Annotated in this window: 17 protein-coding genes, 1 pseudogene and 2 riboswitches; of the genes and pseudogenes, 14 read left to right on the top strand and 4 right to left on the bottom strand. The window is 45.2% G+C overall.

What is annotated here, in order from left to right; all coding sequences use genetic code 11:
- The first annotated feature begins 130 nt into the window (after window positions 1–130).
- Window positions 131–679 (top strand): signal peptidase I, encoded by a 549-nt coding sequence (lepB, locus tag M1D90_RS18690; protein WP_020450416.1) that lies wholly within the window; start codon window positions 131–133, stop codon window positions 677–679.
- A gap of 136 nt (window positions 680–815) precedes the next feature.
- Entirely contained in the window at window positions 816–1,460 is a 645-nt protein-coding gene (locus M1D90_RS18685) for an SDR family oxidoreductase (protein ID WP_144498002.1), read from the top strand.
- Window positions 1,461–1,503: 43 nt separating this feature from the next.
- Here M1D90_RS18685 and M1D90_RS18680 read toward each other — a convergent pair whose 3' ends face one another.
- A complete protein-coding gene (locus tag M1D90_RS18680) occupies window positions 1,504–2,376 on the bottom strand; it encodes an AraC family transcriptional regulator (protein WP_020450419.1) in 873 nt (290 codons plus the stop codon).
- A 108-nt stretch (window positions 2,377–2,484) separates the two neighbouring features.
- Complete coding sequence (locus M1D90_RS18675) at window positions 2,485–4,026, bottom strand: multicopper oxidase family protein (protein ID WP_456282965.1); 1,542 nt, start codon at window positions 4,024–4,026, stop codon at window positions 2,485–2,487.
- A 274-nt stretch (window positions 4,027–4,300) separates the two neighbouring features.
- On the opposite strand from M1D90_RS18675, the gene M1D90_RS18670 reads away from it, so the two are divergent.
- Window positions 4,301–5,308, top strand: a complete 1,008-nt coding sequence (locus tag M1D90_RS18670; protein WP_186440072.1) for an acyltransferase family protein — start codon at window positions 4,301–4,303, stop codon at window positions 5,306–5,308.
- A gap of 36 nt (window positions 5,309–5,344) precedes the next feature.
- Here the strand turns inward: M1D90_RS18670 and M1D90_RS18665 are convergent, their stop codons facing one another.
- A complete protein-coding gene (locus M1D90_RS18665; RefSeq protein WP_409333864.1) occupies window positions 5,345–5,926 on the bottom strand; it encodes a DUF4352 domain-containing protein in 582 nt (193 codons plus the stop codon).
- Window positions 5,921–6,265, bottom strand: a pseudogene (locus M1D90_RS18660) (DUF4064 domain-containing protein); the annotation flags it as partial. The gene M1D90_RS18665 and the pseudogene M1D90_RS18660, both read right to left, overlap by 6 nt.
- A 451-nt stretch (window positions 6,266–6,716) precedes the next feature.
- Between M1D90_RS18660 and M1D90_RS18655 the strand changes: the two are divergent.
- From M1D90_RS18655 to M1D90_RS18605, 11 genes are all read left to right on the top strand, one after another.
- The gene (locus M1D90_RS18655; protein WP_020450423.1) at window positions 6,717–7,589 is read left to right on the top strand and encodes a cation diffusion facilitator family transporter; all 873 of its coding nucleotides are present in this window, start codon (window positions 6,717–6,719) and stop codon (window positions 7,587–7,589) included.
- A gap of 155 nt (window positions 7,590–7,744) precedes the next feature.
- On the top strand, window positions 7,745–8,707 hold the full coding sequence (locus M1D90_RS18650) for an AAA family ATPase (RefSeq protein WP_020450424.1): 963 nt from the start codon (window positions 7,745–7,747) through the stop codon (window positions 8,705–8,707).
- Entirely contained in the window at window positions 8,707–9,918 is a 1,212-nt protein-coding gene (locus M1D90_RS18645; protein ID WP_456282964.1) for a DUF58 domain-containing protein, read from the top strand. Before M1D90_RS18650 ends, M1D90_RS18645 begins: the two co-directional genes overlap by 1 nt.
- Window positions 9,919–9,922: 4 nt before the next feature.
- A complete protein-coding gene (locus tag M1D90_RS18640; protein WP_456282963.1) occupies window positions 9,923–12,148 on the top strand; it encodes a DUF4129 domain-containing transglutaminase family protein in 2,226 nt (741 codons plus the stop codon).
- A gap of 188 nt (window positions 12,149–12,336) precedes the next feature.
- A complete protein-coding gene (gene guaA, locus M1D90_RS18635; protein WP_020450427.1) occupies window positions 12,337–13,878 on the top strand; it encodes a glutamine-hydrolyzing GMP synthase in 1,542 nt (513 codons plus the stop codon).
- Between the two features lie 40 nt (window positions 13,879–13,918).
- Window positions 13,919–14,464 carry a hypothetical protein gene (locus tag M1D90_RS18630; protein ID WP_219192611.1) on the top strand — a complete coding sequence of 182 codons (546 nt, stop codon included), beginning with the start codon at window positions 13,919–13,921 and terminating at the stop codon, window positions 14,462–14,464.
- A 115-nt stretch (window positions 14,465–14,579) separates the two neighbouring features.
- Window positions 14,580–14,681, top strand: a riboswitch (purine riboswitch).
- Between the two features lie 133 nt (window positions 14,682–14,814).
- Window positions 14,815–16,137 (top strand): NCS2 family permease, encoded by a 1,323-nt coding sequence (locus M1D90_RS18625; RefSeq protein ID WP_035337056.1) that lies wholly within the window; start codon window positions 14,815–14,817, stop codon window positions 16,135–16,137.
- A 217-nt stretch (window positions 16,138–16,354) separates the two neighbouring features.
- Window positions 16,355–17,110: a BAR domain-containing protein gene (locus M1D90_RS18620; protein ID WP_020450430.1), complete on the top strand. Its 756-nt coding sequence runs from the start codon at window positions 16,355–16,357 to the stop codon at window positions 17,108–17,110.
- 108 nt (window positions 17,111–17,218) lie between these two features.
- Entirely contained in the window at window positions 17,219–17,407 is a 189-nt protein-coding gene (locus M1D90_RS18615; RefSeq protein WP_020450431.1) for a hypothetical protein, read from the top strand.
- 219 nt (window positions 17,408–17,626) lie between these two features.
- Window positions 17,627–18,148, top strand: coding sequence for a DUF2179 domain-containing protein (locus M1D90_RS18610; RefSeq protein WP_369878949.1), 522 nt, complete (start codon window positions 17,627–17,629; stop codon window positions 18,146–18,148).
- Window positions 18,148–18,345 (top strand): NETI motif-containing protein, encoded by a 198-nt coding sequence (locus M1D90_RS18605; RefSeq protein ID WP_020450432.1) that lies wholly within the window; start codon window positions 18,148–18,150, stop codon window positions 18,343–18,345. Before M1D90_RS18610 ends, M1D90_RS18605 begins: the two co-directional genes overlap by 1 nt.
- Window positions 18,346–18,423: 78 nt before the next feature.
- Window positions 18,424–18,526, top strand: a riboswitch (purine riboswitch).
- Window positions 18,527–18,642: the final 116 nt, after the last annotated feature.

Here is an 18,642-nt window from a genome sequence, read left to right as displayed (position 1 = left end):
TATTATGTATCAACTATTTTTTTTCGGCTGCGCCTGCCGATGCTTGCGAGAAAGCATTCAGGCGGACAGTCTGATAGGATAGAAGGAGCGGAATGCCGATGAAACGATCCGAAAGTGAAGGAGAGTACTTATGAAAAATAGTAGAAAAAAAGAAATCTTATCGTGGGTGAAAACACTTGTCATAGCCGCCGCGCTTGTCATGGTTTGCCGCTATTTTCTGTTTACGCCGTCAACTGTTTTGGGAGATTCAATGTATCCGACTTTAGAGGATGGCAACATGGTCATGGTTAGTAAAATCAGCGATATTCAGCGCTTTGATAAAATTATTTTTCACGCGCCTGATTCAGATGAAAACTATGTGAAAAGGGTGATCGGCCTCCCGGGGGATACGATCGAAATGAAGGACGATGTCCTTTATATTAACGGAAAAGTATATGATGAGCCTTATTTAAAGAAAAACAAACAAAAGCTGACGCTTCATGAACATTTAACAGATAATTTCACACTGGAGAAATTAACCGGCAAACAAAAGGTGCCGGAAGACCACTTGTTCGTGATGGGTGATAACCGTCAAAACAGCAAGGACAGCCGCTTTTTCGGATTTATTACAATGGACTCCGTTGTCGGCAAAGTTGAGTTCCGTTATTTTCCTTTCAATGAGATCGGCGGAATAGAATAGAAACGAAAAAGGCTTCCCATGATACGAATGGGGAGCCTTTTTAGCATTCGCACATTTTGGAGAGCGGGCGGTTTGAAACATTGTCTGTACAGTGAAATAATGAAAAAAGAAACTTGACAACAAGGAGGATGAGCAGATGAAAGTGTTTGTAGTGGGGGCGAACGGACAAATCGGGCGCCGTTTGACGAAAAGCTTGAATGAGAGCGATGAACATCAAGTCAGAGCAATGGTGAGAAACGAAGAACAGGCGCAGGCTTTGAAACAATCGGGAACAGAAACCGCGCTCGCTAATTTGGAAGGCACTGTGGAAAGCATCGCAGAAGCGGCGAAAGGCTGCGACGCGATTGTCTTTACCGCCGGCTCAGGCGGCAAAACGGGTGCTGATAAAACGCTTTTGGTGGATTTGGATGGGGCGGTTAAAACGATCGAAGCTGCCGAAAAAGCGGGCATCCACCGTTTTATTATGGTCAGCACATTGCAGGCACACCGCCGTGAAAATTGGAGTGAAGCGTTAAAACCGTATTATGTCGCCAAACATTATGCAGATCGGATTCTTGAAGGCAGCGGATTAAACTACACGATTATCCGTCCGGGAGGCCTGTTAAACGAACCGGGTACAGGCCGGGTGAAAGCGGCGGAAAACCTTGAGCGCAGAACGATTCCGCGAGAAGATGTGGCTGATACCATCTTGGCGGCGCTCACCGAAGAGCATACATTCCGGCGTTCATTCGATTTGGTTTCGGGTGATCAAACGCCCGCCGAGGCGCTTAAATCGATATGAAAGTGAATCGGGGAACCTGTGGTCAGAAGGTTCCCCGGCGTTTTTACAGAAGCGGAATATAGATGGTCATCTTCATCTCGTTCGGCGGCACCGAGCGGCACACATCAGTCACTTCAAAGTCCGGTCCTTCTGTTCTCTCGTAATTGGTATTCATCAGCCATGATCCATAGATGTATCTTCTTGTGTTCTGCACGGATTCGGTCGATCCGTTCACATGAAATACGGCGTATTTGCCGCCGGGAATTTTCATATACATAAGCGGCTCCGGCACTTCTCCGGCTGCTGTTTCGCGAACGGCTTCCCCGATGATAAATGAGAAACCTCCGTCATCCTGGAAGCGGCATGACAGCCCGTAACACATATTCGGATCTGTTTTTTGAGGGATTTGCATAAAGTATCCATTTCTGCCGAAATCGTTGTAGAATTTCGGGATATCTTCGAAATACTTTTCCTCGTTTAAATTTGTCCGGTACTCATATCCGATCATATGTATATCGTTTAAATGAGTGATGTGCGGCTTTGGGATGTTCATATCTCCAGTCATCCTTTCTTTATATTCGAGAAAATTCATTTTGGTTTGAAAATCAAGCTTGACCTTTGCTTTGCGGTACTTGGCCGGAGTGATGCCGAAATACTGTGAGAATGCCCTGCCGAAAGCTTCCTGTGAGCCATAGCCGAAATCGATTGCGATATCGAGAATGGAACGGTCCGTTTTCTCAAGCAGAAGCGCAGCTTCAGACAGACGCCGGTTGCGAATGTACTGATAAACGGAAAAACCGGAGATCGCCTGAAAAAGCCTTTGAAAATGAAACGGGGAGAAACATGATTTAGCCGCAATATCCGTAATGTTTAAATCGTTTTGAAGGTGTTCTTCGATAAAATGAACCGCGTTTTGAATTCTTTCGTAATCATCCATATTCATCCACAGCCTTTACGATTTGATGATCTTATTGTACAGGATCAAGCGATGGTTTTTTTGATGATTTGTGCTTTTTTAAAAGCCTCCAAATGCGGAGGCTTTTTCTTATTGATGACGAATATCCGTTACTTCAAGAGGGCGCATCATATCGTAATCTTCGTGCTCCAGAATGTGGCAGTGCCACACATATCTGCCGCTGTACGGCGCGAAGGTTGCGATAATCCGCGTCACCGAGCCAGGAGGTACTTTGACGGTGTCTTTCAGCCCCTTTTCATTCTGTGCCGGTGGAGCTGCCGGACCTGTAAAGACTAGTTCTCCGTTTTCCTGATACCGTTCGATATCAAACGGCCGGCGGTCGAGAATCAAAAATTGGACAAGATGTAAATGGATCGGATGGATCGCTCTTCCGGCATTTATGATCGACCAGATCTCAGTGCTGCCGAGGGCGGGAGTTTCAGTTACCGGTTCATGCCATTTTGTGTTGTTTAAAAGCAGAACAGGTCTTCCATATTGGTCAAGGGACGCGCCCAACGACAGATTTCTAAGGGTATTGATCTTGTGTCTCCGGTAAAATGGGCGTTTTCTCAATATTCTCGGCAATGAACTTGTATCTTTTTGCTTCAATGGTTTTGAGATGCGGAATTGCATGATGTCGGCATCTGTATCGGGATCCGCGTCTTGTCCGCCGCAGCCGATCCGGTTTTTCAATGTCACGGTTTTTCCTTCAGCTCGTGAAAAATCAACGATGATATCGCATCTTTCAGCCGGTGCGATCACCAGTTCATTGACTTTAACCGGATGCTGCAGAAGACCACCGTCCGTGCCGATTTGGTGAAATGTGATGTCATGATCGAAATACAGCTCAAAGATTCTCGTATTGGAGGCGTTCAGTATCCGAAAACGGTATTTTCGGGGTTCCAGTTCATTATAAGGCCATACCTTGCCGTTGACTAAAATGGTATCACCGCAAAAAGCCGGAACAATCGACGGGTCGGGAAGATCCGGCGAAGGGTTGTCAGGCTGCCGCGGATAAAACAATGAACCATCTTCATGAAAGGACTTATCCTGAATCAAGAGCGGAATTTCATATTCTCCCTTCGGCAAGTTCAATGACCGCTCTTCCCTGTCGCGGATAAAATATAAACCGACAAGCCCCGCATATACATTCAGCCTTGTGATGGCCATTGCATGATCGTGATACCAGAGAGCCGTAGCATCCTGCTCATTCGGATATTCATACACCTCCCTTTCAAAAAAAGGGCCTTTGACTTGAAAATCTTTAGTGTACCAGGCTTCCGGGTAACCGTCGCTATCAGGCGGTGTCCGGCCTCCATGCAAATGAACGACCGTTTTGACTTCATGTTCATGATGGCCGTCGTCATGAATTGTATGGTCGACGGGGAGAAAATGATGATCCGGAAGCTTATTCAACCATTTTACCGCGACTTTTTCGTGTTTTTGCACTTCAAAGGTGGGGCCGGGATAGACCCCGTTATATCCAAACAGCCGGGTCGGCGGCAGATCGCGGTGGAGCTGCTGCTGAAATTCTTTCATCGTGACTTCATAATAGGTCATTTCCTTGCTTTTGCTGTGGGGTTTAAGCACTTTCGGAATGGGGAGTTTGTCAACGAATTTTTCAAGTTTCATGTTTCACCTGTCCTCTTTTGTTCTAATGAAAAGATCATTACATTATAAGACGGGTTGCATGGTCTGGTTCCTCATGATGAGAATAAGAAATGTAATTTGTGCTGAGAATGTTAAAAAAAAGAATCGATCATGACAAGAAGATGAACAGAATATTTCCTAACGATTAAAAATCGCCTTAAGGCATGCTTCGCGGAGGAAGAAAGGCGGGGATGATGATACATTATGTGTAAACCCTTTCTTATGGGGCGAAGCGGTCTGAAAGGAGATACCCGTATTGCAGAAAAGAATAGAGTGGATTGATGTTTCGAAGGGCGTGGGAATTATATTGGTCGTGTTGGGCCATACACCGACGCCGGATTGGCTGAAAACGTTCATTTTCGCATTTCATATGCCGCTGTTTTTCTTTCTGTCCGGCCTCGTTTACCATGATGGGAAGATGACTTTTACATCATTTCTTCTTAAAAAAATAAAGACGCTTCTTTTGCCGTACTTCATTTTTTCCGTTCTTGCCTATTTATTCTGGGTTCTCGTTGAGAGGCATTTTACGTTTACCGGGAGTTCGAATGTCGATCCGGTTGTACCGTTTAAAGGCATTTTTTATTCGATGCCTGATGACTACATGCTGACACACAACCCGGCGCTCTGGTTTTTAACATGCTTATTCCTCGTTGAAATGCTTTTTTTTATCGTGAAGAGATGGGGGAAAGGAAGGCTGTTTATCGTCATTGCCGTAATGGTGTCGGCCGCCTTGGGCTATTTGAATGATCAATTTGTGGGCATCAAGCTGCCGTGGAATATTGAAGTGGCCTTGACCGCCATCGTATTTTATTCGGCCGGTTTTCTGTCGAGAAATAGCCTGAGGGAGATGAGAGACAGAAGAACGCTGCTGCCAGCGCTTCTCTTATTCATCGCGGTCGGCTTTTTACAGACCCTGAACGTCAGAGTGGATATGAGGGCCAATGAGTATGGAAACATGGCGGTCTTTTATCTGACCTCATTTCTGGGAACGGCAGGCGTCATTTTCAGCAGTTTTAAACTCGAAAAAATGAAGCTACTCCAATTCCTCGGCAAAAACTCGCTGATCATTCTCGTACTGCACTACCCGGTCATCAGGATGCTGAAAGCCGTCGTCTACTACTTTACCCAGGTTTCCCTTGATGAGACATACGGTTCCCTGTTATGGAGCGCGCTTTACACCGGTGTGACATTGCTTGTTATGGTGCCTTGCATCTTTTTATTGAACCGGTATCCGATCGTGCTTGGGCGGAAGAAATGCAATTAAAAAACTTGCAAAGGAGACTTTGCAAGTTTTTTTGAATTATTGAAGGTTAAAAGTGATTTTTTCATCATTCCAAAAATTAGAAGTGAAAATAACTTTATATGTTTTGCTCTTTTTTGTCTGAAAAGCGATAGTTCCAGAAACCTTACCGTCTTTTGTCAGATTTCCAGATGATAATTGGTTATCATCTGAAAGTGCATAAGTATTATGCGTAATTTGTCCATCTTCGTTTTGAATTTGAAAATCAAGCGGGTTGTAAGAAATATCTTTATCGCTTTTATTTTCTATGTTAACTGTTACAATTACATATTCATTACCTTTTTTTGGTTTGATAAATTTATTGCCCATCGATTTTTTAACGTTGGTCACTGTGATTTGGGTGCCATCCAGATCAGCTGTTTCATTTAAACCAAATTCAGTTTTTTCTTCTTTGGCATCGTCATTGCTTTTTTCTTCGCTAGTTTTTGCGGCTGTCGTCTTTGCACTGCTACCGGACGATTTGCTTTCTTGAGAAGAAGAGCCGCTTGAAGCGAATATCATGACGAATACGATGGATCCAATAATCGTGACATAGAACCACCATTTTTTAAAGACAAGGCCTTTATTCTCGCCGCTGAACAATGCTTTACATCCGCCGATTAATAGCAGAATAAGCGGAACGATATATGCCAGGCTGACGCCGACAGTTCCTCCTATTGCAGCCGCGATATAAAAAGTACCCGCTAATTTAGTATGTTTTTTTACGATACATGCACCGACGATGGCCAGTGCAGACAGCAAAATAACCGCCCAGGATGATCCGATAACTTCTCCGGCGCCATCCGCTTCTAAAGCGGCGCCTAATCCTCCGAATAATAAACCTGAAAATCCTGCAAAAATCCCGAAAATACCGCCTAGTAACCCCAGTACAAATTCTGCTGTACGTTTGACAGGGGCTTGAAAATTCGTTTGTTCTGACATGTAATGTCCCCCTTATAAGCTATGTCATAATGTCTAAAACATATTAATCCAAAAAAGGAAAAAAGTCCATATATTTTTCGTGACTATTTTACTATTATTTTATATTGTCAGAGTTTTAAGGACTATTTTCGACTTTTTTTAATATCGTTTAAATTTTGGGTTTGTTTAATGTTTTTTAGAAGAATCATGCAGGGGAACTAAAGAAAAAATATTCAGAAAGAAGATACCGACCTTTTAATCCTATGCAGCGTGAATAAATTGAGGTTTTCGCAAAATCCTTATACAGAGCGGGTTTTACCGGTTTTGACCCAACTGAAATTTGTTTCCTTAAATAAAAAAAGTTCTACTCTGACTATATTTCTGCAAGAAGTGAATCATGTTTCTATAGACTCACTCAAGTTTTGCTTTGTATGATTAAAAGCGAAAACACGGATGGGAAAGGAAGCTTTTTATGGAACGGTATGATGAATTAAAAAAAGGTGAAACCGGGGCATGGGTCAGCATCATCGCTTACATTGTACTGTCGGCTGTTAAATTGGCCGTCGGCCTTCTATTTCACTCCGAAGCCCTCAGAGCCGACGGACTGAACAATACAACAGATATTATTGCCTCAGTAGCGGTGCTGATCGGCCTCAGGATTTCTCAGAAGCCGCCTGATGAAGACCATCCGTACGGACATTTCCGCGCTGAGACGATCGCCTCGATGATCGCTTCATTTATCATGATGGTGGTCGGTCTTGAGGTGCTGTACAGCTCGGGTGAAATGCTGTTTAATCCGAAAGAAACGACACCGGACATGATTGCGGCTTGGACGGCGGCAGGCAGTGCCGTCGTGATGTTTTTGGTTTTCCTCTACAATAAAAGGCTGGCAAAAAAGGTAAACAGCCATGCCCTCTATGCAGCCGCCGCCGATAATAAATCGGATGCCTATGTCAGCATCGGAACGTTCGCAGGCATCTTTGCTTCGCAATTTAACCTTGCCTGGGTCGATACGGCAGCCGCATTTATCATCGGATTGATCATCTGCAAAACGGCTTGGGGGATTTTTAAAGAGGCGGCCCATTCTTTGACGGACGGATTCGATATTAAACATATTTCAACGTATAAAGAAACGATTCGGAAAGTTCCCGGCGTCGGCAAAATCAAAGATGTTAAAGCGCGTTATTTGGGCAGCACCATCCACGTGGAAATCATCGTGGAAGTGAGATCCGACCTCAACATTGCAGAAAGCCATGATATCGCCGATGAAATTGAGAGAAGAATGCAGGAGGAACACTCGATCGTTCATTCCCATGTTCACATCGAGCCATCTGGAGAAAAATAAGAAGCGGTCACTGACCGCTTTTTTTGTTTTTCACTCTGAAATTCGAAATAAAAAAAGACAAAACTCTATTTTCCTCCAGTTAGTTGTTTTCTGAGAGTACATCGTTTATGGTAAAGTTAAATAAATTCGATTCGTCAGCAATGAGGAGGAAGAGGATGGCATACGAAGAAACGCTGCATCCCGTTTTGGGAAAAGTAGCTGATAATATTGACAAAGTAATGGTAGGAAAGAAAGATATTGCCGTTTTAAGCCTGACTGCCATTCTTGCAAACGGACACGTCCTGCTGGAAGACGTTCCAGGCGTCGGAAAGACGATGATGGTTCGCGCCCTGGCAAAGTCAACCGGCGCTGAATTTAAGAGAATCCAGTTTACGCCAGATTTACTGCCTTCAGATGTAACAGGCGTTTCCATATATAATCCGAAAACACTGGAATTTGAATACCGTTCAGGCCCGATTATGGGAGATATCATTCTCGCAGATGAAATCAACAGAACGTCGCCGAAAACGCAGTCGGCGCTTCTGGAAGCGATGGAAGAAGGAAGTGTGACAGTAGACGGAGTGACAATGCCGCTTTCAAAACCTTTTTTTGTAATGGCCACACAAAACCCCGTCGAGTATGAAGGGACATATCCGCTGCCGGAAGCTCAGCTTGACCGCTTTTTATTCAAGCTGAGAATGGGATATCCGACAGTGCGCGAAGAGCTTCAAGTGCTCGATCTTCAGGAAAACCGCAGCCCGATTGAGGAAGTTGAGCCTGTCATAGAGAAAGAAGAGCTTGCCGCATTTCAAAAAGAGGCTGAAAAGGTGTATGTAGACGCTGCGATTAAAGAATACATTGTTGAGATCGCCCAAAAAACGAGGAGTCATTCCGCCGTTTATCTCGGCGTGAGTCCGCGCGGCTCAATCGCCTTGATGAAGGCTGCTCAGGCGTTTGCATTTTTATATAACCGTGATTATGTCATTCCTGATGATATTCAGTATTTGGCGCCTTTTACCCTTGCACACAGAATGATTCTACGGTCAGAGGCGAAATTTGAAGGAAAGCGGCCTGAAGCTGTTCTTCAGGACATTATGTCAAAAACGGAAGTTCCGGTCAGAAGGCCGATGAGCAACTGATGAGAGAGCGCATCGGTCTTGTGAAGTACGGATGGAAGCTGTTTATCGTGTTTCTTCTGTTTGCTTCAACGTTTTGCTATGCGATGTTTCAAGGGGGATTTGTCAGCTGGTTTTTGTTCTACTCATTTCTTCCCTTTGTGCTTTATGCTTTCATGCTTGCCTTTTATCCGCTGAAGAACATGACAGCGGAGCGGAGGCTGAGCCGCGGGCAGTATAAAGCCGGTGATCAATTGGAGGCTTTTGTCGTGCTAAAGAGAAAATGGCCCTTTCCGATCATGTTTATGATCGTGGAAGACTGTCTGCCTGATTCGCTGGGGAGAAACGGGCGTTCGGCAGAAGCCAAACAGTTTCTCTTTCCTTGGTTTAAAAAAGAAATTAAGATGACGTACACGATCAATTCGGTCCCGAGAGGAGACCACCGTTTAGCAAAAATCAGGGTCCGCACAGGTGATCCGCTCGGACTGCTGGAAAGAGAATGCGAGATTCAATTGGAAGACTCCTTTCTCGTTCCGCCTTCCTATCAAGAGATTACTTTCCGCGCCAGCGGAAGCTCTTATGATGAACATGCAGGCCGCGTTTCAGAGCTTCGCCGAAAGGACAGCACACTGGCATCAGGTATCAGGGAATACCAGCCGGGCGACCGGTTTGCATGGGTCGACTGGAAGACGTCAGCACGGCGCAGCCAGCTGATGACGAAGGAATTTGAGCAGACGAAAGGGGATGACCTGCTCGTCTTCATGGATCAGTCTCCCTCTGATGCTTTTGAAGAGATCGTCGCGTTTACCGCTTCTATCATTCGTTCTGCCATGAGGAGCGGGATGAATGCAGGGCTTGTTTCCACAGGAAAAGAGCGGAATGTCTTCCCGGTTCGGCAAGGGGAGGAGCATCTGAGAAAGCTGTTTTACTACTTGGCGCTTACCGATTGCGATGCGGTCCAGCCGTTTCACAGTCTGCTGGAGGGGGAATTTGGCCATCCCGATATGAGAAAAGCCGTTAAATATATTGTGACAAGCCGGATCACCAACGAATTGGTGCAGGTTTTGAAGAAACCGCTCTCCAGCGGACTGCCCGTCATTTGTTTGGTGAAGAAAAAAGGCGGAGCTCTCTCAAGTGAGGAAAGCGCCGCTGTCCAACAATTAAAAGCGCGGGGGATTGAAGTGAACGTCATTTACGGGGAACATTTTTCCCGGGGTTTTGCTGAAGCGAGGTGAGAAAATGTTGTCCGGGGGAAAAAGAAACAGTTTCGGTTTATTGCTTTTTTATGTCCTAACCTTTTTGCTGCTGTGGGAATGGCTGCGTCCTTTGCAGTATTTTACCGATACGGGGCACACCGTCTTTTTTATTTTGTTTATTGCCTTAGTATTCTTGCTTACATTTTTTAAGGTCCCTTGGTTTATCAGATTTCCGGTCAGCCTTGGCTTCGTTCTGTTTGCGCTGCACACGATTTTTTACGAAGGATCGGTGTTTTCACCTTCATGGATTGCCCTGCTTTTTCAGGATTTAAATCAAAATTTCTCCTATATTTTCTCCGGCATGTGGCGGGATATGTCGCCGTTGTTTCGGACGCTGCTCTTTTACGTCCTTCTTTGGCTGCTTGTATACTTGCTGCATTACTGGGTGATCTATCAGCGCAGAATTTTATTCTTTTTTATCATGACCGTTGTTTATATCGCGGTGATCGATACATTTACGCCGTTTGACGCATCATATGCGATCGTCCGGATCGTGCTGATCGGCTTTTTGCTTCTCGGCCTGCTGTATTTGGAACGGATCAGGGAATCAGAAGCGTTAAAATCCTCAAGATCGCGGTTTGCCATATGGTTTACACCGCTCTTATTGATGACTGCCGCCGCCGTTTGCATCGGCGCGGTCTCGCCGAAAGCCGATCCCGTCTGGCCTGATCCGGTGCCGTTTCTGCAGACGGCTGCGACAGGCGATTTTGCTTCCTCAGGCAAAAGCAAAGTCGGCTATGGAACGAATGATGAGGCATTGGGCGGGCCATTTTCAAAAGACGATACATGGGTATTTACGTGGCAGGGAAATGAACGAAGCTATTTCAGGGTGGAAACGAAAAGCCGCTATACAGGTAAAGGCTGGATTGAAGACGAAAAAACGGGCGCGTCCATCCAGCTTGACAAGGGTGAGCTGGATTACCAGTGGTACGACGAAGGCGTGAAGACCGAAACGCGCAAAGCGATCGTCGATATCGATCCGGCTTATCGGTACGATCACGTCCTGTATCCGATTGGGACGACTGAAATCAAGCTCAACAATTTCTTTGTGCCGCTCCGCATGAACTTAAACACAGAGAAAATAAAACCGGCCGGCAAGACAGGCGCGGACATTCAGAACCTGGAAAGCTATTCGGCCACCTATAAATCACCCGTCTTTGATGTTGATCAGCTGAGGAAGGTCAGCTTTGAGTCGGAGGGAAAATGGAGCAGAAGCCATGAGAAGTATCTACAGCTTCCCACTTCCCTTCCCGACCGCGTGAAAACATTGGCGCACGATTTAACGAAAGACGAAGATAATATATATGACAAAGCGAAAGCGATTGAGAAGTATCTCGGTTCTTCCGAGTTTTCTTATGAAACGGAAGATGTGGCTGTTCCTAAAGGAGAGCAGGATTATGTCGATCAGTTCTTATTTGAGACGAAAATCGGCTACTGCGACAATTTTTCCACAGCTATGATCGTGCTGCTGCGGTCGGCCGGAATACCGGCCCGCTGGGTGAAAGGCTATACATCCGGTGAATATGCAGGAACGACGGCAGACCGGAAACGGACGATTTACGAGGTGACAAACAACAATGCCCATTCCTGGGTTGAAGTGTACTTTGAAGGACAAGGCTGGGTTACGTTTGAACCGACGAAAGGCTTTTTAAATCCGGAGCAGCTCGTTGAAGAGTCCAGCGGCCGGCAATCTGGCGCGGCTTCTGATAAAAAAGAAGATGATAAGAAAAACGACGGAGGTCAGCGTTCGCAGGATGTAAAAGAACAAGACAACAAAGAGAAGCCCGAACCTCAGACAAAGCGTGATGCCAATGGCGGTTCTCATGCCGGCAGCGGGGATGCAGACCGTACCCTTTTGACTGGTGCGGCCGTACTCGGTCTGTTGCTGGCGTTGACAGCGGTGCTTTACTTTACAAGGGCAAAATGGATGCCGCACATCATCATCAACAGGCTGAAAAAACGGCGTGATGGCGCGGTTTTCTTCAAAGCTTACGAAGAGCTGCTCCGCCAGCTGAAGCGCCAAGGCATGCAAAAAGAAGAAGGACAGACGCTGCGCGAGTTTGCGAAGACGGTTGATGAACGCTTTCAAAACGGTGAAATGACAGCTTTGACCCGGCAATATGAACGGGCTTTGTATCGAAAGGAAGACGCCGCAAAGCTGTGGAATGATTCGGCGGAGTTATGGGAAAATTTAATTAAAAAGAGATAGTCTTGACCGCTTTCAGTCGTATTGTTAGAATAAATGAATATTAAAAACCCTTATATATTCTTGCTGGCAGGCTCGGCGGCTTATCTATCGGACAAGCCGGGCCTTGTCCCGTGAATGGGGGCAGGACGGCCTTGTGTCTGCCGCCATTTTTTCTGTGCAAAAAGACAATTTGATAAAGAGGTGACACCATGACGAAGTTAGTAAATGAAATGATTCTTGTGTTGGATTTTGGAAGTCAGTACAACCAGCTGATTACCCGCCGCATTCGTGAGTTTGGTGTATACAGTGAATTGCATCCTCATACGTTGACGGCAGAGGAAATTAAAGAAATGAATCCGAAAGGAATTATTTTGTCCGGCGGTCCGAACAGCGTTTATGACGAAGGATCTTTCCGCTGCGACGAAAAGATTTTCGAACTGGATATCCCTGTTCTTGGCATTTGCTACGGCATGCAGCTGATGACGCATTACCTTGGCGGAAAAGTAGAAGCTGCGAGCCAGCGCGAATACGGAAAAGCGAACATTCATATCGAGGGTGAACCGGATCTGTTTAAAGATCTTCCAAACGAACAGGTCGTCTGGATGAGTCATGGTGATCTAGTTGTTGAAGTTCCAGAAGGCTTTACCGTTGATGCGACAAGCCATCATTGCCCGAATTCAGCAATGAGCAAGAAGGATAAGAAATGGTACGGCGTACAATTCCATCCGGAAGTCCGCCATTCAGAATACGGAAACGACCTTTTGAAAAACTTCGTTTTCGGTGTTTGTGAATGTGCCGGCGAATGGTCAATGGAAAACTTTATTGAGATTGAAATGCAAAAAATCCGTGAAACAGTCGGCGACAAGCAAGTGCTGTGCGCCTTGAGCGGAGGGGTTGACTCCTCTGTCGTTGCGGTTTTGATCCATAAAGCGATCGGCGACCAGCTCACTTGTATTTTCGTAGACCACGGGCTCCTTCGAAAAGGCGAAGCGGAAGGCGTGATGAAGACGTTCAGTGAAGGCTTCAACATGAACGTGATCAAAGTTGATGCGAAAGACCGCTTCCTGAACAAGCTTAAAGGCGTCTCAGACCCTGAGCAAAAACGTAAAATCATCGGTAATGAGTTTATCTACGTGTTTGACGATGAAGCGGAAAAACTGAAAGGTATTGACTTCCTTGCACAGGGAACGCTTTACACCGACATTATCGAGAGCGGAACGGCGACAGCTCAGACGATCAAATCGCATCACAATGTCGGCGGACTTCCGGAAGACATGCAGTTTGAACTGATCGAACCGCTGAATACGCTCTTCAAAGACGAAGTGCGTGCGCTCGGTACCGAGCTCGGCATCCCTGACGAAATCGTTTGGCGCCAGCCGTTCCCGGGGCCAGGCCTCGGCATCCGCGTTCTTGGAGAAGTGACTGATGAAAAGCTTGAAATCGTTCGCGAATCAGATGCGATTCTCCGCGAAGAAATCGCCAAAGCTGATCTTGAAAAAGATATTTGGCAATACTTCACTGTTCTTCCTGATATCCGCAGCGTCGGCGTCATGGGAGACGCAAGAACTTATGACTATACGATTGGCATTCGCGCCGTGACATCGATTGACGGCATGACATCCGACTGGGCGAGAATTCCTTGGGATGTCCTTGAGACAATCTCGACACGGATCGTCAATGAAGTGAAGCACATTAACCGTGTGGTTTACGACATTACGAGCAAGCCGCCTGCAACAATCGAGTGGGAATAAGACAAATGCCCCAGCCTTTATGAGGCTGGGGCGTTTTTTATTGGGAGAGGAATCAGTTATATTCATTGCTTTCATCACCGCAACAGCTCTGTTTCTGCTCAAGAAAAAAATAATTTCCCGAATGGCCTTATCAGGCGTCCTCTGTCTGTTCGCCGTACTTGCGTTCATTTTTTATTTTGCTGCAACGGTGAACTTTACATCCGTCAGTCTGGAAAACGAGAGTATTGCAGGCTTAAAAATCGGCGACAGCGTTAAAAATGACCATCGATTTGTAAAAAGTGGAACAGGGGTTGTGGAATATAAAGCCAAAAATATGTCAGGCGTAAAAGCAGAAATAGATAAACAGGAGAAAATTGTGCTATTGTTCAATATTTCTTCCGCTCAAACCGTGACTATTGCAAAAGGCATCAAAATCAACGATACACTTCAAACAGTGGTATATGGAAAAGAATATAAAGAGCTTTGGTTTGTCGAAGGGTATGAAACCGGAATACAATATCAGGATAAAAAAAGAGACGTGGTGCTTGAATTTTATTTCAATGATCACAAGGTGCACTTGATTGAATTGAAGAAAACAGGGAATTAACCCGCTGCAGACCACGGTCAGAATCTGGAAAAAACAACGAACGAAACGAACATTAAAATCATTAATGTTCGTTTTTTTGTATTGTGTTCAGCGTTAGATATTGCTACAATAGTATAGTAATTCAAAAAAGACTTGTCGTATAATCATGGGGATATGGCCCATAAGTTTCTACCAAGCTACCGTAAATAGCTTGACTACGCTTGTATACAATATTTTGTCCGTGAAAAAAACATTTTTTCAGTATGAAATATGCCGTAGTCAAGCGTCCCGCCAATTGGGGCGTTTTTTGTTTAAAAGCAAAGGTTTTTGAAACAATAAAAGCGACAGACAAACGAGAGGAGTATACCATTTTGAAGCGTTACTTTCAGTTTGAAGAATTGGGTACAAACTATCGGAGAGAAATGATCGGCGGACTTACCACATTTTTGTCCATGGCATATATTTTGATCGTCAACCCGCTTACCCTTTCTCTGGCGTCGGTGGAAAATTTCCCGGATGCATTGAGAATGGATCAAAGCGCGGTCTTTACGGCAACAGCGGTTTCAGCAGCTGTCGGCTGTTTTATCATGGGGCTTCTTGCGAAGTATCCGATCGCCCTTGCGCCCGGAATGGGGCTTAACGCATTCTTTGCATTCTCCGTTATTCTGAACATGCAGATTCCATGGCAGACGGCCCTTTCCGGCGTTATGGTTTCCGGACTAATTTTTATCGCTCTTTCGCTGTCCGGTTTGAGGGAAAAAATTATCAATTCGATTCCTTATGAGCTAAAAATGGCTGTCGGTGCGGGAATTGGTCTGTTTATTGCTTTCGTCGGTTTGCAGGGTTCCAAAATCGTCGTATCCAACCCGGATACCATTGTGTCGTTTGGAAATATTCATTCAGGTCCCGTTCTTTTGACTGTTTTCGGACTGATCATTACTGTCATTTTAATGGTATTGCGCGTGAACGGCGGCATTTTCTTCGGTATGCTGCTCACGGCGATTGTCGGCATGATCTTCGGTCAGATTGATGTTCCTGACAAAATTGTCGGTGCTGTTCCCAGCCTTGCACCGACATTTGGACAAGCCTTTATCCACCTTCACGATATCTTTTCGGTGCAGATGCTTGTCGTTATTTTAACGTTTTTATTCGTCGACTTTTTTGATACGGCCGGTACATTGGTGGGGGTTGCATCACAAGCCGGTTTGATGAAGGATAACAAACTGCCGCGCGCTGGCAGGGCTTTGCTTGCCGATTCTTCCGCAACTGTTGCCGGAGCGATCCTTGGTACATCGACTACGACCGCTTATGTTGAGTCAAGTGCCGGGGTAGCGGCCGGAGCGAGAAGCGGTTTTGCGGCGATCGTAACAGGCGTTTTGTTCTTGCTGTCGCTGTTCTTCTCGCCTGTCCTCAGCGTTATCACTTCGCAAGTGACGGCGCCTGCTTTAATCATCGTCGGCGTGCTGATGGTGGCGAATCTCAACAAAATCGACTGGACGAAGTTTGAGATTGCGGTGCCCGCATTCTTCACGATGATCGCGATGCCGCTGACATACAGCATCGCCACCGGAATCGCGATCGGATTTATTTTCTACCCGATCACGATGATCTTTAAAGGCAAAGCAAAAGAGATCCATCCGATTATGTACGGATTGGCTGTTGTATTCATTCTTTATTTCATTTTCTTGAAATAAGGTGTGCTGTGCAAAAAAGGCTTGTTCATTTGGACAAGCCTTTTTTATTTTCAAATCATTAAAAACGGAACCTTCCGCCTTCGTTTTTCGTCATATATAAGGGCTGCCGCATCTATGATAAAAAGAGGTTTGTCTTGACTGTTTCACACAGCTTATGTAATTTATAAAAGTGCTTTTCATTTATGTAAAGCTTTTGAATAGAATAGGAGTTGCTTATATGATTGAAGAACATCACAAACGAAATGAAGATGATATAGAAGAACCTGCTTCGAGGATGTCGAGGAATTCCCGGAAAAAAGCGAAGAAAAGCAAGGAGACGAATCCGTCTGCGGCGAAAGTCAAATCGGTGATGGAGAGCGTGATTGCCGCTTTGTTCCGCTATTTCAGCTTTGTGCTCGATATTTTAAAATCCCCGGTGCGCAGCGCACTTGATTTTGACCGGTCTTATTTTAAGTATTCCGTTATTTCAATGACGCTTTTAGCCGTTTTCTTTTCGCTCGGCAACTTTTATCAGCTGCTTGCGGGCAGGGGGAGAATTCTCGGGTTCGGCGTGTCAGTGCCGTTCCTGGAAGTGTTTTTGGTTGTGTTTATCTATTGCATGGCTTTCATGTTTTGGATGGCAGCATCGAGCTGGGTTGTATCGAATTTTATGCTCAGGTATAAAGTTTCATTTTTCGATATCACGGCAAAGTACGGTTCTCTATTGGTTCCGTTTATCGTCCCCGCCGCTTTGTGGATGATATTCGCGATTATCAACTTCACGGCCGCGACGGTGATTCTCTCGATCGTCATCTTTATGGGATTGACATTCGGGACTTTTACGCTGATTCAATCGATTTATGAAAAAAGCGAAAAAGCGCGGTTTGACCTGATGTACTGTGTGTTTACCGTCTTTTTGCTTGAATTGGTATTCGTTGCGGCAACATGGAAGCTGGTAGGCGGATACTTGTTGTCGTCGCTTATTCCTGTTTAAGGAGATATTGCCGGTTCTTCTTGAAGAACCGGTTTTTTCTCCGCATTAATTCTGATTTGACTCATAAGAATAATATATATTTTAACCAATAAGATGGGGGAGTGATCGATGGCTAACTTTCTTCGAAAAGCTGTAAAACAAAAAAAGGAGTATTTAATCAGGCAGCTTGCAAAATCAGGGCGGCTGGACAATTTGAAAGACCTCTCGTCATACACGCTGAGCGATTTGGAAAAGGAGCACCGCAAACTGAGCGAATCCGTTGGAGATCGTCAGCGGGATCATAAGCACCAGCTCTGAAAGACGTTCATTTGAACGTCTTTTTTAATTGCGTTTCAATGCTTTGAAACCGGTAGAAAAAGGGTAAACTGATGGGAGTGAGCAATGTCGAAAAATTTTGTGGTGAAGCAGGGCCATTACAGGATTGTGTATGGAGAATTTCTCTAGTAGAATATGATTGCTTTGCATCTAAAGGAGGGATTTCAATTGCTTCACTCAGCACTATTGAATGGTGTGATCATGGTTGGAATTATTCTGGTTATCAATATTATATACGTAACGTTTTTAACCCTTCGAATGATACTGACTCTTAAAGGCCAGCGGTATCTCGCCGCTTTTATCGGGACAATCGAAATGCTTGTCTACGTCGTCGGGCTGGGGCTCGTTCTAGATAATTTAAATCAAATCCAAAACGTGATTGCTTACGCGGTCGGATTTGGAATCGGAATCATCGTCGGCACGAAAATTGAAGAAAAGCTCGCTTTGGGCTATATTACCGTTAACGCCATTACGAAAGAGCTTGATTTGGATTTGCCGAAACAGCTCAGGGAAAAAGGCTACGGCGTCACCCACTGGGTCGTCGGCGGACTTGAGGGAGACAGAACGGCGATGCAGATTTTGACGCCGAGAAAATACGAACTGCAGCTGTACGAAACGATTAAATCAATCGATTCAAAAGCATTTATCATTTCCTATGAACCGAAGACGATACACGGCGGATTCTGGGTGAAAGCCGTAAAGAAAAGGAGAATTAAAGAATAATGACAAAGCCGAAAAAAAAGCGCTTTGAAGTAACGGAAGGCGAAACGATCGAATCCGTGTTGACGAAGATGCAGGAAGAAGGCTATACACCGGTGCGTCGAATGGAGGAGCCGGTCTTCAAAGAAACAAAGGAAAATGGAACGATTCAGGTTGTTCCGTGCGGAAGAAAAATTATATTCGAAGGGAAATTACTCTAAACCCGAACATTAGAACAACAAAATATACTATCGTTCGATAATGTCGTTGACATTATCACAGTCCGTTGTTAAGATAAACATGACATGAAAACACATCCTCATATAATCTTGGGAATATGGCCCATAAGTCTCTACCCGATGACCGTAAATCATCGGACTATGCAGGAAAGTGGACAATAAACTGACATGGAGATCGCGAGAAGCGGACTAACTGACGATACACGCGCCATGCCCGGTTTGTGTTGCTTCCTACAAATGCAATACATGCCGGGCTTTTTATATGCGAAGAATAACAGC

Source organism: Bacillus sp. JZ34, assembly GCF_053903205.1.
This window is presented reverse-complemented; position numbering and strand designations above follow the sequence as displayed.